Genomic DNA, 14,738 nt, shown 5'->3' on the forward strand with positions numbered 1-14,738 from the left:
ACTCACTCGTTGCTCAGTTTTGAGAGTTTAAGCTCTCAAGTAAGACTTGATCCTTGAAAACTGGATACCGAAACGAATTTGCGTTTTAGAACATCTTTTAGCAACTTGTGTAAACAAGTAAATGTTATTAGTGAGATTTTTCTTCGGAAAAATCAAGGTTAAGCTAATAAGAGCACACGGAGGATGCCTAGGCGCCAGGAGCCGACGAAGGACGTGGCGAACAACGAAACTGCCTCGGGGAGCTGTAAGCAAGCTTTGATCCGGGGGTGTCCGAATGGGGAAACCCAGCTGTGGTAATTCGCAGTTACTCATTTCTGAATACATAGGAAATGTAGAGGCAGACCAGGGGAACTGAAACATCTAAGTACCCTGAGGAAGAGAAAACAATAGTGATTCCGTCAGTAGCGGCGAGCGAACGCGGAACAGCCTAAACCTAAGAGCTTGCTCTTAGGGGTTGTGGGACGTCTCACATGGAGTTACAAAGGAATATGGTAGGTGAAGAGGTCTGGAAAGGCCCGCGATAGAGGTAAAAGCCCTGTAACCTAAACTGTATTCTCTCCGAGACGGATCCCGAGTAGTGCGGGGCACGTGAAACCCCGTATGAATCCAGCAGGACCATCTGCTAAGGCTAAATACTACCTGGCGACCGATAGTGAAACAGTACCGTGAGGGAAAGGTGAAAAGCACCCCGGAAGGGGAGTGAAATAGAACCTGAAACCGTGTGCTTACAAAAAGTCAGAGCCCTATTAATGGGTGATGGCGTGCCTTTTGTAGAATGAACCGGCGAGTTACGTTTAACATGCAAGGTTAAGCCGAGAAGGTGGAGCCGCAGCGAAAGCGAGTCTGAATAGGGCGAATTAGTATGTGGACGTAGACCCGAAACCGTGTGATCTACCCCTGTCCAGGGTGAAGGTGCGGTAACACGCACTGGAGGCCCGAACCCACGTACGTTGAAAAGTGCGGGGATGAGGTGGGGGTAGCGGAGAAATTCCAATCGAACTCGGAGATAGCTGGTTCTCCCCGAAATAGCTTTAGGGCTAGCCTCGGTATAAGAGTAGTGGAGGTAGAGCACTGATTGGGTGCGGGGTCCGCAAGGATTACCAAGCTCAGTCAAACTCCGAATGCCATATACTTATTGCCGGGAGTCAGACAGTGAGTGCTAAGATCCATTGTCAAAAGGGAAACAGCCCAGACCATCAGCTAAGGTCCCCAAGTGTGTGTTAAGTGGGAAAGGATGTGGAGTTGCACAGACAACCAGGATGTTGGCTTAGAAGCAGCCACCATTGAAAGAGTGCGTAATAGCTCACTGGTCGAGTGACTCTGCGCCGAAAATGTAACGGGGCTAAACACACCACCGAAGCTATGGCTAGATACTATGTATCTGGGGTAGGGGAGCGTTGTGTAGGGGTTGAAGGTGTACTGAAAAGAGCGCTGGACACTACACAAGTGAGAATGCCGGTATGAGTAACGAAAAGATCAGTGAGAATCTGATCCGCCGAAAGCCCAAGGTTTCCTGAGGAAGGCTCGTCCGCTCAGGGTAAGTCGGGACCTAAGGCGAGGCCGAAAGGCGTAGTCGAAGGACAACAGTTTGAAATTACTGTACCACCGTAATCCGCTATGAGCGATGGGGTGACGCAGGAGGGTAGTGACGCGGACTGATGGATGTCCGTCTAAGCAGTGAGGCTGATGTGTAGGCAAATCCGCACATCGATAAGGCTGGGCTGTGATGGGGAGCGAAAATTATAGTAGCGAAGGTCATGATCTCACACTGCCAAGAAAAGCCTCTAGCCAGGAGAAGGTGCCCGTACCGCAAACCGACACAGGTAGGCGAGAAGAGAATTCTAAGGCGCGCGGAAGAACTCTCGTTAAGGAACTCGGCAAAATGACCCCGTAACTTCGGGAGAAGGGGTGCCCCGGTAGTGTGAATAGCACGAGGGGGCCGCAGTGAAAAGGCCCAAGCGACTGTTTAGCAAAAACACAGGTCTGTGCGAAGCCGCAAGGCGAAGTATACGGGCTGACGCCTGCCCGGTGCTGGAAGGTTAAGGGGAGTGGTTAGGGGTAACCCGAAGCTATGAACCGAAGCCCCAGTAAACGGCGGCCGTAACTATAACGGTCCTAAGGTAGCGAAATTCCTTGTCAGGTAAATTCTGACCCGCACGAATGGCGTAACGACTTGGGCGCTGTCTCAACGAGAGATCCGGTGAAATTTTAATACCTGTGAAGATGCAGGTTACCCGCGACAAGACGGAAAGACCCCATGGAGCTTTACTGCAGCTTGATATTGAATTTGGGTACGATCTGTACAGGATAGGTGGGAGCCGTAGAAATCGGAGCGCAAGCTTCGGTGGAGGCGCCGTTGGGATACCACCCTGATCGTATCTAGGTTCTAACCTAGTGCCCTTACCGGGTACGGGGACCGTGTCAGGCGGGCAGTTTGACTGGGGCGGTCGCCTCCTAAAGAGTAACGGAGGCGTTCCAAGGTTCCCTCAGAATGGTTGGAAATCATTCGCAGAGTGCAAAGGCATAAGGGAGCTTGACTGCGAGACCTACAAGTCGAGCAGGGACGAAAGTCGGACTTAGTGATCCGGTGGTACCGCATGGAAGGGCCATCGCTCAACGGATAAAAGCTACCCTGGGGATAACAGGCTTATCTCCCCCAAGAGTCCACATCGACGGGGAGGTTTGGCACCTCGATGTCGGCTCATCGCATCCTGGGGCTGAAGTAGGTCCCAAGGGTTGGGCTGTTCGCCCATTAAAGCGGTACGCGAGCTGGGTTCAGAACGTCGTGAGACAGTTCGGTCCCTATCTGTCGTGGGCGCAGGAAATTTGAGAGGAGCTGTCCTTAGTACGAGAGGACCGGGATGGACGTACCGCTGGTGCACCAGTTGTTCCGCCAGGAGCATGGCTGGGTAGCTACGTACGGACGGGATAAGCGCTGAAAGCATCTAAGCGTGAAGCCCCCCTCAAGATGAGATTTCCCAATTAGTAAGACCCCTTGAAGACGACGAGGTAGATAGGTTGGAGGTGGAAGTGCAGCAATGCATGGAGCTGACCAATACTAATCGGTCGAGGGCTTATCCTATACGTAGAATGCAGATTTGTTTCGGATTCAGTTTTCAGGCATCAAGCCTGAAATACGCTTAGAAATTCATTGTCACTTCTGGTGATGAACCGAATTTCACGCGGCAGCGTCTGTTTGACAGACGCATGTTTGGTGGCGATAGCGGAGGGGTTCCACGCGTACCCATCCCGAACACGACCGTTAAGCCCTCCAGCGCCGATGGTACTTGGACCGAAGGGTCCTGGGAGAGTAGGACGTTGCCAAGCACATTAAGCCATTGTTGATTTATCAGCAGTGGCTTTTTTGTTTTTTTTGGACAAGAGTGTTATTCGAAGGGGAGTACAACATCTGAAGGGGCTGTAATTGAGTGACATTTTTGTTACCGACGCTGAGGTCGATACAAGTATAATAGATAAGTGCAAATAATAAGCAACATCTCTAATACGAAGGAACTACTCATAAATTCTAACTTTGAATTTTCTTGTGTCTTTAGATGCATTGTGGAGGTAAGGAGGATTTAAGGCATGAAACAAACGAGAATTATTAAGATATTAATTTTTTCGTGTATAGTAGCTTTAATACTGGCAGGCTGCGGTACGAAAGCCCCCAGCTGGGATGCTTTTGAGGGTGCGCTAAACGAGAAAAATTTCCCTGTGCCCCAAGAGGCGTACTCACCAGACCAGACTACGACAAACGTTGCTATGGATTATGTGCGTTATTCTTTACCTGGATTAAAGGAGAAGAACGGCATCCCAGAGGAGTATATGGATACTATTAAGGCCTGGGGATGGGTTGAACAGGAAGAGGAGAATACCGATTCATCTGGTGTTTTTCAGAAGGATGGAGTAACGGTTCATTTAACAGTGCATGATGATTATTTTATAGTTATGATTCCTAAAGAAAAGAAGGCCTTAATTAAAGGTCTTAAGACAAAATAAATAATCGCCGTCCTTTATGGATGGCGATTATTTATTTATATGCGAACACAGGTTAACTGTACTCTATTGAGAGTAATAGGAGGCATCGGATGGATTAAACTTCAGCATGCCTTCCTTGTTGCGTTGATTTATTTTGAACAGTGTATAGAGACGGGGCAATAAAAGCCACAAGTGGCAAATAATCAGGGATACTGTAAATGCCGGTGGAGACCAAAAAATAAAGAGAGCTGCAATACAAAGACCAATATAAAAATTATGTAACTGTACTTTACGGAAAATGCGGTAACTAATGTGTTGATCTGGCATGAAGCCAAGCCACGGGATTTTAAATGAGATGGACCATCTTTTTGAAATAGGATGCCCGGAGATTAGAAGTACTGAGCGTGAAATAACATATTGAACCCAGAACATAACCGGAGCAGCTATAATTAAGTAGAGAATACTCCACCAAGAAAGAAAGACTGTCTCGAGCACAAGGACCAAAAGAGGGAGCAAAATATAAACACGCAGCAGAGGTGCCGTTAGATTAATTTTTTTGATTAATTTATATTGATAGAATGTAGCAGCGCCTTTGGTGTTGGGTTCCATATAAAATAGACTAACCTCCTCACAGATTCATATGTTCTTAATATCGGCGAATGAAAGCATTTTATTAAACTATGGGCGAATATTCACCGATATAGGGGCAGCGGAATATATATAATACACGAAACGAAGGATATGAAAAAACTATGAAAAGGTTTAAAATGATAGAAGGTGTATCATACTGTTCTTAAAAGAGTCAAGGTGGGATGGTTATGGAACAGCAAACCGGGCAAGCTTGTATCATTTGTGGGCAGGAAAAAGAAGAAGGTATTGTGATTGTCTCGCATTTTATTTGTGAGGATTGTGAGGCAGAAATGATCCGTACCGAGGCAGAAGATGCTAAGTACCGTTTTTTTATTGGCCAGATGAAGAAGATCGGATTGCAAAAGAACGCTTAAGTAGAGTAACTCTGTTAATTGATGCGGATAAGAGAGCAGTCTGGATGAAAGATATAAGGGCTGCATTAGAGATATTCATATACGGCTTCCTCGTTGTTTAAGCGGGGGGAGCCGTTTTGCTGTTCAGTCAGATGCTTTTATGAGGAAACATAGGAGTTTCTGAATATTTACGTTAAAATAGAAGGAACCCTATGGGAAGGAATTTAATATGAATAAATTACAACGATGTAGGGCACCTGTATACGAAATGCTGGAGCAATATAGAATTGTGGGTAATATATCTTATCATGTGCCGGGACATAAAAATGGAGCGGCATATGACGGCGTAGAAGGCGCTGGGTTTCTAGATGAGGTCATGAAGTACGATGTTACGGAGATTACCGGTACGGATGATCTTCATCATCCTGAGGGAGTCATTAAGGAAGCACAGGAGTTGGCTGCGGATTGCTTTGGAGCAGAGGAGAGTTTTTTTCTAGTTGGCGGAAGTACGGCGGGTAACCTGGCGCTGATTCTAACGGCTTGCCCCGAGCCAGGAATGATTCTGATTCTTCAACGAAATGTGCATAAATCAGTGATTCATGGTCTTATGTTAGCTGGAGTGAGGGCTGTTTTCGTCGAGCCGCTAATTGATCCACTCAGCGGCTTGGCAGTAGCGCCGGCGGCAGAAGCTGTTGAGGCTGCACTTGCAGCCTATCCGGAAGCCGCCGCTGTATTTGTCACCATGCCCAATTACTACGGCATGGGCAGTGACCTTGCGCCCCTCGCGCGTATTTGCCACGACAGCGGTGTACCGCTGCTTGTCGATGAAGCGCATGGGGCGCATTACGGGCAGCACCCGGCACTGCCTGCCGGGGCGCTTGCTTGTGGCGCGGACGGCGTAGTGCAGTCCACGCACAAGATGCTCACTGCGATGACCATGGGCGCTATGCTGCATGTTCAAGGGCAGCGGCTCGACCGTGCCCTGCTCTCGCAGCGGCTCGCCATGGTGCAGAGCTCCAGCCCATCATATCCTATGATGGCGTCGCTTGATCTTGCCCGGCGGCTGCTGCACAGCCGGGGCAGCGATGCATTCACGGCGGGGCTGGCCGCCGTGGATGTCCTGCGGCGCGGCCTTGCCGAGCTGCCGCGCTATGGATTGGTGCAGCCGGCAGAGCCGCTGCACGACGGCACGCCGCTGCATAAGGCGGCGTACGAGACGCAGGACCCCTTCAAAGTCGTCATTTATGACGCCACCGGGGTCCTAGGCGGTTTCGAGCTGCAGCGCAGGCTCGAGGCTAAGGGCTGTGTGCCGGAGATGAGTGACGACCGGCACGTAGTGCTGCTGTTCAGCCTCGGTTCGAAGGCTGAAGATGCAGCAAGGTTATTGCAGGCGCTGCGGGAAATAGAGTCGGAGGATACATCCGAATCACCGCACACCGCTGGCATTTTAGAATCTCAAAATATTTCCACGTGGAACAATTTGAATGTTTTACAAATCTCGGTACCCGTTCCCTTCTCTTTGAAGCCGGTGTCAGCCAATGAGGTAGAAAGTATTAATCTTGAACACAGCGTGGGGAGAGTAGCTGCAGAAATGGTAATTCCCTATCCACCAGGCATTCCATTATTATATCCGGGTGAGGTCATCACAGATCAGATACAGCAAAGACTGACTGGTTTAGCTTATGGAGGCGCGAAGTTCCAGGCTTGTGCTGATCCGGTCTTACAGCGTATTAAGGTATACAACATTCAGAAGGGCGGAGAAGTATAAGTGGGCAAAGAAGGTTTCTTCATAACATTAGAAGGGGGCGAAGGCTCCGGAAAAACAACGGTACTGGGTAGAGTAGCAGCATATTTGCAGAATCGGTCCATGCCCTATCGAATTACACGTGAACCTGGAGGCATAGAAATCGCCGAAAAAATTCGCTCTATTATTCTGGATCCTGCCCATACTGCAATGGATGCACGTACAGAGGCATTGCTGTACGCTGCATCAAGAAGCCAACATCTCGCTGAAGTAGTAGAGCCAGCTCTTAGAGAAGGGCTTACAGTCCTCTGTGACCGCTTTGTAGACAGCAGTCTCGTTTATCAAGGACATGCAAGAGGATTAGGTATGGAAGAGGTGTGGAGTATTAACCGTTTTGCTATTGGAAATCGCATGCCCGATCTAACCTTTTATCTGGATGTAGACCCTGAGATTGGATTATCACGGATTGCGGCCAATCAAGATCGCGAAGTCAATCGTCTGGATATGGAGAGTCTTGCCTTTCATCAGAAGGTTCGTGAAGGTTATCATTTATTAATTAAGGCGAATCCGGAGAGAATAGTAGTTCTTGATGCAAACCGCCCTATTCATCTGGTAGAACAAGATATCGTGAGAACTCTTGAAGAGAGAGTATTAAAGGGTTTTTAGGGTGTTTTGTCTAATATAATAAGAGAAGTGGCATATAACTAAGCGTTTGCTTATGAAGTGAGGTTACTACTAAGAACACATTAAGTAGTAATACTCCATAAAACTTTTTTGGGAGGGAATGCGAAGATGAAGTTGATCATTGCAATTATCCAGGATAAAGACAGTAACCGGTTATCCAGTGAGCTAGTAAAAGCCAATTTCCGTGCTACCAAACTCGCAAGTACAGGTGGATTTCTGCGGGCGGGAAATACGACATTTATGATTGGGGTGGAAGACAGTCAGATCGAAGCTGTATTGAACGTTATCCGTAACAGCTGTAAAGTGCGTGAACAACTAGTCACTCCAGTAACTCCGATGAGTGGCACGACGGATTCCTATTTACCGCTCCCTGTTGAAGTACAGGTCGGTGGCGCTACTGTATTCGTGCTTCCTGTAGATCGTTTCGAACATTATTAAGTATAATATAAATGAGCAAGTCATTTACAAAAAAGGGGCGGTAGATAACCTTTGAAGATCAATCCGGGATATAGGCCCTTAAAGAGTGAGCTTCCAAATGCAGAAGGGGCTAATAAGCCTGTTCAGCAGAAATCGTTCTCTGACGTTTTTCAGCAGCAAGGTGAACAGAAAACCAAAGATGAACTAAACCGCCAGATCAAAGAAATACAGTCACAAGGCGACCGTTTATCTAAGTCTATGACCATTCGTGAACTCACCATTTACCGGATGATGATCAAAAGGTTTCTGGAAGAAACCGCTCGTAGAGGCGTTATACTGAAAGAGACACGTGGATGGGATAGACGTGGGCGGGGTAAGCGTTACAAGCTGCTTGAGGAAATTGATGCGGCTTTGCTATCTATGGCAGACGATCTGCTGAATAGTGAGCAGGGCCGAATAGATCTGTTGGGACGTGTTGGAGAAATTCGTGGGTTGTTAATCAACCTTTCTTTTTAAAGTTTTGGGAGGAAATTATGCCTTTTCATGATATAGTAGGCCAGGAGCATGCTAAACGGCTACTCCAAAATGCCTTGCGCAAGGATGCTGTGAGCCATGCTTATTTATTTACAGGACCAGCAGGCAGTGGACAAATGAAGACGGCGCTGATGTTTGCCCAAGCAATTTTTTGCACGGAAAGCAAGGATGACGCCTGTGGCGAATGTCTAGAGTGCCGAAAGGTTGAGCATGGAAACCATCCTGATTTGTCATTGCTGCAGCCCGACGGTGCAAGCATAAAAATAGACCAGATCCGTGAGCTGCAGCGTGTCTTTTCCTATCGATCTGAGGGTGTGAATCCAAAGGTTTATATTATAGATGGGGCAGACAAAATGACGGTACAAGCTGCCAATAGTTTGTTGAAGTTTCTGGAAGAACCGCCAGCTCCGGCAGTAGGAATCCTAATATCTGATAATAGTCGTTCTTTATTGCCGACGATTCAGTCACGGACTCAGCGGATCCCATTTAGTCCGTTAAATCCGGATATTATGCTTCAAGCGCTAGCAAGTGAGGGTGTGCCGATCCCCTTAGCTCGATGTGCAGTATCACTTAGTTCGGGACTTGATGGTTGCAGGGAACTTTTGGAACAGAATTGGTTTGCAGAAATGAGAAATCTAGTGTTACAATTAGCTAAGGAGTCCTTAAGCAAGGGCAGCTCCACGGTAGCAACTGCCGGGCAGAAGCTGTTCAAGACTGGGCTCGCTGAACATTTGGATATCCTTTTCAGCATGTTCCATCTATGGTTTAAAGATATGCTCTACTTCCTGTACCGTAAGCACGAAAGTATCGTTTTTATAGATCAGTTAGACTTTATTTCCAGGCATGCCCGTGGGCGCAGTGCGGAACAATGGGTGGCTTATATGGGATATGCTGCAGAGAGTACTAAGAAGCTGCGTTCCAATGCCAATGCCCAGTTGTGTCTGGAGCAGTTCTTAATCCGACTGGAAAGTTAAAGGATTAGCAATGATATATCCTCCGGATGTCGCTTTACCTGGAAGTATCGTTTTAGCAGACGAGGAAGGACAAGCATGGATCATCAGGGAGCGGACATGCCCATAGGTTCCTTTTACCGGCAAACAAGGGGGTTAATTTTTGTACAGCGTAGTAGGTGTCCGTTTTAAAAAAGCGGGTAAAATATATTATTTTGATCCACTTGATTTTCCGATTGAACGAGATCAATGTGTTATTGTTGAGACAGCACGTGGGGTGGAATACGGTAAGGTTGTCGTAGGCAAAAAAGAGGTGGAGGAGTCCGATGTTGTACTACCCCTCAAAAAAGTGATGCGTATTGCCGGAGAAACCGACGCACGCGTTGTTGAGGAGAACAAAAGCGCCGCTAAGGAGGCTTTTACCACCTGTTTAAATAAAATACGCGACCACGGTCTCAAAATGAAGCTCGTAGATGTAGAGTTTACTTTTGACCGTAATAAGATTATATTTTACTTTACGGCCGAAGGACGCGTTGACTTTAGAGAATTGGTTAAGGATCTGGCAAGTATTTTTCGGACCCGCATTGAGCTTCGGCAAATTGGGGTACGTGATGAAGCTAAGATGCTAGGTGGACTTGGACCTTGTGGACGAGTGCTTTGCTGCTCCTCTTGGTTAGGGGATTTTGAACCCGTATCCATAAAAATGGCCAAGGATCAGAACCTTTCACTTAATCCGACCAAGATTTCCGGACTTTGTGGACGTCTGATGTGTTGTTTGAAATTTGAGCATGACAATTATGAGAGTGTAAAGGAAGAAATGCCAGCGGTCGGCAAGATTGTCGTGACCTCATTGGGGGATGGCAAAGTAGTAGGGATCAATGCCGGAAACCGTACGGTTCATGTACAGTTGTTTGAAGTGGGCAAAGTTAAGGAACTTCCAATGGATGATGTTGTCGTCAAGTAAACCATATAAGGTTACTTTCGGGGTGGAAACTTGGAGAAGAAAAATATATTTGCACACATGCAGGATATGGAAGCGCAGATGGAAACGATGCGCGCCAATCTTGGAGAATGGAAACAGACGGTAAAAGAACTGATGGAAGCTAACCAGAGGTTAACTCTGGAGAATGAACAGCTTCGCAAAATTTTAAAGCGGGATGCACCTTTGGATCCTACCGTAGATTCTGCGGAGGCGGAAGCTCTTTTAGCTACCGGAGAGGGAACAGAAGAGGTTGTCGGGGAAGGTTATGACAACTTGGCTCGACTTTACCACGAAGGCTTTCACATCTGTAATGTTTATTTTGGACATTTACGCACGGAAGGTGACTGTCTGTTCTGTCTTTCTTTTCTTAATAAATGAGGATATCCAGCCGTAGGAGATTAATCCTACGGTTTTTTTTGAATTTTAGCCAATAGGCATATGCCTTTGAAACAAGTTTTTCTCATCAAAACCTTTAGGAGATTATTACATGACGAATTCTTTTAATGATATATCTGTCCCCTTGTTACCGACGGAGCGGGTGGATGATTTACTAACACATGACCTGCGCATTATTCAAAGTGATGAAGTATTTAGTTTTTCTATGGATGCTGTATTGCTTGCTCGTTTCGCCAGTGTTCCGCCACGTGGAAGAGTTCTAGATCTTTGTACGGGAAATGGTGTAATACCGATTTTAATGACTACCCGGACAAAAGCTTCTATAGAAGGCATTGAAATACAACCTCGTTTAGCTGATATGGCTCGTCGTAGCGTGGCTCTAAATGGCCTTCAGGATCAGGTTGTAATTCATGAAGGTGATTTGCGCGAGTTATATACTACCGCAGGACATGGTGTGTATGATGCAATAACGGTGAACCCTCCTTATATGCCGCTTAATGGCAGTGATCTGAAGCTGAACAACCATCAAGCTATGGCTCGCCATGAGATAGGCTGTACACTGGAGGAGGTCATTCAGGCTTGTGTGCGATTGGTTCGGACGGGCGGAAAGGTAAGTATGGTTCATAAACCACAACGGTTGGTTGATATTATCAGTCTTATGAGACAATATAGACTCGAGCCAAAGATTATTCGGTTTGTACATCCACGTGCCCATCTGGAGGCAAATATGGTATTAATCGAAGCTGCACGTGATGGAAAGCCTGAGGTTCGTTTACAACCACCGCTCATCGTATATAATGAGGACAATCAATACTGTCCAGAGATTATGGACATCTACTATGGTGCTAAAGAGGGTAAATCATGACGATATCATGCCAAAGCAGTTTTCAAAACAAGACTAATACCAGTACTCAGGAGACAACAGGGTCGCTTTTTCTGGTGGCTACACCTATCGGTAATCTGGAGGATATGACCTATCGTGCAGTCCGTACATTGCAGGAATGTGATATTATTGCCGCGGAAGATACGAGACAGACCCGAAAATTACTCAGCCACTTTGAGATTTCACCTTCGATGTTGTTTAGTTATCATGAGCATAATAAGGCCGCCAGTGGACCTGAGCTTGTACGCTATATAATAGAAGGAAAAAATTTGGCACTCGTCAGCGATGCCGGTTTACCAGCGATTTCTGACCCTGGAGCGGATCTTGTAGCCCTTGCAATAAGTCATGGAATTCCGGTGATTCCTATCCCTGGAGCTAACGCAGCGTTGTCAGCTTTGATCGCTTCTGGTCTATCTACGAATACGTTCACCTTTATCGGCTTTCTTCCCCGAGAGCGTAAGGACATCCGAGCAGTATTAAGTCCACTTCGTTCGGCTCAAGGCACTTTGTTGTTCTACGAATCTCCCCATCGCGTAGTTAAGACACTTGCTCATCTTCAAGAAGCATTCGGTAATCGCCAGATTGTGTTGGCACGTGAATTAACGAAAAGATATGAGGAGTTTCTACGCGGTTCGATTGAGGAATGTACACTATGGCTGGCTGAACATCCTCCGCTAGGCGAATATGTTATTGTCGTAGAAGGGGAGAGCAAGGAAGATGCAGAAATCGCAGAATCGGCGTGGTGGCGTCAGTTAAGCATTGAAGATCATGTAGCTCATTACGAAGCACAGGATGTACCACGGAAAGAGGCTATGAAAAAAGCGGCATCAGACCGGGGTGTAGCCAAACGGGATATTTATAATGCGTTGCTTGATAGAGCAGAAGAGTAAGTGTTATAGACGAATTCCTAGAATAACTAAGGATTTTCGGAGCCGTTTCGAGCTTGAGTGATTTATCTGTGGGTTAAATGTAATTTGTACAGTTATTTTTGAATTTTTTTATGTATTTGTTCGTTTAGTTGTACTTCATACAGTTATAAAGGTGGAAAGGATTGATTTCACGGAGATATAGGAAATATAAGTGTACAAAATACAATTAATTCGTTTAATGGTAAAAAGCATTTAAAATAACTGTAAGAAATACAACTAAGTATTACTAGTTCCGTCTTGAAGCACATTGCCCTTAGGGAGGGGATAACCAGGAGGGCAAACCCAGACATAAAAAATACCTCCCGCGGTCACGGGAGGTCAAGGAGATATGAAAAGGTTAGAATTAACAATTTGATTAGTTCTATTATATACTATTTAATTTAGTTTGTCACAGGGGTAGGGATGGAAGATATGCATTCATGACAAACTATTTTTCCTTTAAAGTAAGTTACGTTCTCAGCGTTGCCACAGAAAATGCAGGCAGGCTCATACTTTTTAAGCATAATCCGTTCGCCATCAACGTAAATTTCCAGTGCGTCCTTTTCGCCAATGCCAAGTGTACGGCGTAATTCAATAGGAATAACAACCCGTCCAAGTTCGTCTACTTTTCTTACAATTCCTGTTGATTTCATCATAACAATCGTTACTCCTCTCAATGTTCCAAAAACGTCATTATTCGACATTGTTCACTGTTTTATGATACTTATAATACCAACGATTCCCAAATCAGTCAACCTTTTTTCATAGGCTGAATAAGAAAATTTCCATAAGAACTTTGAATGTCCCTATAAAAATTAAGAATTACCCTGAAAGCATTTTGTCGATTTACCAAGACCAAAAATGATACTTTTCGACAAAGTACGACATAATTACTTATTATATACTGATATTAGTTAAAATCATATTAAATTATTAGAAGGAGTTGATCTCATGAAGCAGCCGCTCACGGAAGAAAAAGTTTTCAAGGATCCCGTTCATAATTATATTCACGTACAGGATACGATTATTTGGCGACTAATTAATACAAAAGAATTTCAGCGTTTACGCCGGATTCGCCAGTTAGGTACCTCATATCTCACTTTTCATGGTGCAGAGCATAGTCGTTTTTCTCATTCTTTAGGAGTATATGAAATTACACGCAGAATCATTTCGCAATTTGAGCGCAGCGGGTATAAGGATTGGATTCCTGAAGAAAGTTTGCTTACTTTGTGTGCGGCTTTGCTGCATGATTTAGGGCATGGTCCATTTTCACATTCTATAGAAGAAGCTTTTGAAATGAACCATGAGGATTGGACCTGCCGAATTATTTTGGAGGACACGGAGATCACCGAAATATTGCGTGATGTGGAGGAAGATTTTCCTCGTAAAGTAGCCTCAGTTATCTCTAAGACATATGAGCATGAAATTGTTGTCAATTTGGTTTCCAGTCCGCTGGATGCTGATCGTATGGATTATTTGCTGCGTGATGCGTACTATACAGGTGTAAACTATGGAACCATCGATATTGATCGGATTTTGAGAATGCTTCGTCCTTATAATGGGCGGATTGTAGTAAAAGAATCAGGTATGCATGCCATTGAAGATTATTTAATGTCGCGTTATCAAATGTACTGGCAGGTATATTTTCATCCGGTGACGCGCAGCTCTGAAATTATTTTGCGTCAAATCTTCCGTAGAGCTAAAGAATTGTTCCAAGAGGAGTACAAATTTCGCTTTATGATCGCTCCGCTGGAAGATCTCTTTCGAGGAGAAGTAACAGTGAAGCAATATTTAATGCTTGATGAGGCACTGGTACAGACTGCTTTTATGCAATGGACACTTGAAGAAGATGAGTTATTAAGCGACTTGTGTACCCGTTTTATTCATCGTAAACTGTATAAATATGTAGAGATCGAGAATTTGGATACAGATATGATTACGGAAATCCGCAGCAGTTTTGCGGGAGCGGGACTTAACCCAGAATATGACTTAGAGATTGATTATCCGACAGATTTGCCTTATGATGTGTTCCGTCCAGGAGCAGCCTTCGACAATAATCAAATTTTACTGCTTGATCGCAATGAGCAATTGCGGGAAATTTCAGAGGTATCGGATATTGTGCGCTCAATAAGCGGAATTCATCGTGGCAGATATCACCTATATTTCCCACAGGATAAGCTGAAAAAAGCCCTTACACAGTTGCCCTCTTCTGTAGCAGAGATTTTTGCAAAATAATACAAATATTTATGGAACTATTGATAAAAACAACAAGGAGTGAG

Annotated in this window: 14 protein-coding genes and 2 rRNA genes; 14 read left to right on the forward strand and 2 right to left on the reverse strand. The window is 45.5% G+C overall.

The features are described 5' to 3' along the window. Nucleotides 1–156 precede the first annotated feature (156 nt). The 3 genes from MHI32_RS00105 (at nucleotide 157) to MHI32_RS00115 (ending at nucleotide 3,999) form a co-directional block, all read left to right on the forward strand. Nucleotides 157–3,082, forward strand: a 23S ribosomal RNA gene (locus tag MHI32_RS00105). A gap of 128 nt (nucleotides 3,083–3,210) precedes the next feature. Next, nucleotides 3,211–3,327 (forward strand): 5S ribosomal RNA (gene rrf, locus MHI32_RS00110). A 258-nt stretch (nucleotides 3,328–3,585) separates the two neighbouring features. Then, nucleotides 3,586–3,999 carry a hypothetical protein gene (locus tag MHI32_RS00115; RefSeq protein WP_036678856.1) on the forward strand — a complete coding sequence of 138 codons (414 nt, stop codon included), beginning with the start codon at nucleotides 3,586–3,588 and terminating at the stop codon, nucleotides 3,997–3,999. Between the two features lie 63 nt (nucleotides 4,000–4,062). Here MHI32_RS00115 and MHI32_RS00120 read toward each other — a convergent pair whose 3' ends face one another. Beyond that, a complete protein-coding gene (locus tag MHI32_RS00120) occupies nucleotides 4,063–4,587 on the reverse strand; it encodes a hypothetical protein (RefSeq protein WP_076194944.1) in 525 nt (174 codons plus the stop codon). Nucleotides 4,588–4,796: 209 nt separating this feature from the next. On the opposite strand from MHI32_RS00120, the gene MHI32_RS00125 reads away from it, so the two are divergent. From MHI32_RS00125 to rsmI, 10 genes are all read left to right on the forward strand, one after another. Further along, on the forward strand, nucleotides 4,797–4,982 hold the full coding sequence (locus tag MHI32_RS00125; RefSeq protein ID WP_036678851.1) for a sigma factor G inhibitor Gin: 186 nt from the start codon (nucleotides 4,797–4,799) through the stop codon (nucleotides 4,980–4,982). A 208-nt stretch (nucleotides 4,983–5,190) separates the two neighbouring features. Beyond that, the gene (locus MHI32_RS00130; RefSeq protein ID WP_076194947.1) at nucleotides 5,191–6,729 is read left to right on the forward strand and encodes an aminotransferase class I/II-fold pyridoxal phosphate-dependent enzyme; all 1,539 of its coding nucleotides are present in this window, start codon (nucleotides 5,191–5,193) and stop codon (nucleotides 6,727–6,729) included. After that, complete coding sequence (gene tmk, locus MHI32_RS00135) at nucleotides 6,730–7,371, forward strand: dTMP kinase (RefSeq protein ID WP_036678846.1); 642 nt, start codon at nucleotides 6,730–6,732, stop codon at nucleotides 7,369–7,371. It begins immediately after the preceding gene. Nucleotides 7,372–7,497: 126 nt separating this feature from the next. Beyond that, nucleotides 7,498–7,827 (forward strand): cyclic-di-AMP receptor, encoded by a 330-nt coding sequence (locus MHI32_RS00140; protein ID WP_036678844.1) that lies wholly within the window; start codon nucleotides 7,498–7,500, stop codon nucleotides 7,825–7,827. A 51-nt stretch (nucleotides 7,828–7,878) separates the two neighbouring features. Continuing rightward, nucleotides 7,879–8,322, forward strand: coding sequence for a YaaR family protein (locus MHI32_RS00145; RefSeq protein WP_036678842.1), 444 nt, complete (start codon nucleotides 7,879–7,881; stop codon nucleotides 8,320–8,322). A gap of 17 nt (nucleotides 8,323–8,339) precedes the next feature. Further along, nucleotides 8,340–9,314, forward strand: a complete 975-nt coding sequence (gene holB / locus MHI32_RS00150) for a DNA polymerase III subunit delta' (RefSeq protein WP_076099912.1) — start codon at nucleotides 8,340–8,342, stop codon at nucleotides 9,312–9,314. A gap of 139 nt (nucleotides 9,315–9,453) precedes the next feature. Further along, nucleotides 9,454–10,254 (forward strand): stage 0 sporulation family protein, encoded by an 801-nt coding sequence (locus MHI32_RS00155; protein WP_036678838.1) that lies wholly within the window; start codon nucleotides 9,454–9,456, stop codon nucleotides 10,252–10,254. Nucleotides 10,255–10,284: 30 nt separating this feature from the next. Continuing rightward, complete coding sequence (gene yabA / locus MHI32_RS00160) at nucleotides 10,285–10,650, forward strand: DNA replication initiation control protein YabA (RefSeq protein WP_036678835.1); 366 nt, start codon at nucleotides 10,285–10,287, stop codon at nucleotides 10,648–10,650. A 109-nt stretch (nucleotides 10,651–10,759) separates the two neighbouring features. Beyond that, the gene (locus tag MHI32_RS00165; RefSeq protein ID WP_036678833.1) at nucleotides 10,760–11,533 is read left to right on the forward strand and encodes a tRNA1(Val) (adenine(37)-N6)-methyltransferase; all 774 of its coding nucleotides are present in this window, start codon (nucleotides 10,760–10,762) and stop codon (nucleotides 11,531–11,533) included. Beyond that, on the forward strand, nucleotides 11,530–12,441 hold the full coding sequence (gene rsmI, locus MHI32_RS00170) for a 16S rRNA (cytidine(1402)-2'-O)-methyltransferase (RefSeq protein ID WP_036678832.1): 912 nt from the start codon (nucleotides 11,530–11,532) through the stop codon (nucleotides 12,439–12,441). Before MHI32_RS00165 ends, rsmI begins: the two co-directional genes overlap by 4 nt. A gap of 419 nt (nucleotides 12,442–12,860) precedes the next feature. Here rsmI and MHI32_RS00175 read toward each other — a convergent pair whose 3' ends face one another. Further along, the gene (locus MHI32_RS00175; protein ID WP_036678829.1) at nucleotides 12,861–13,115 is read right to left on the reverse strand and encodes an AbrB/MazE/SpoVT family DNA-binding domain-containing protein; all 255 of its coding nucleotides are present in this window, start codon (nucleotides 13,113–13,115) and stop codon (nucleotides 12,861–12,863) included. Between the two features lie 295 nt (nucleotides 13,116–13,410). Between MHI32_RS00175 and MHI32_RS00180 the strand changes: the two genes are divergently transcribed. Further along, nucleotides 13,411–14,694, forward strand: a complete 1,284-nt coding sequence (locus MHI32_RS00180) for an HD domain-containing protein (RefSeq protein WP_340011703.1) — start codon at nucleotides 13,411–13,413, stop codon at nucleotides 14,692–14,694. Nucleotides 14,695–14,738: the final 44 nt, after the last annotated feature.

The organism is Paenibacillus sp. FSL H7-0690, from assembly GCF_037980415.1.
GTDB lineage: Bacteria > Bacillota > Bacilli > Paenibacillales > Paenibacillaceae > Paenibacillus_AQ > Paenibacillus_AQ odorifer.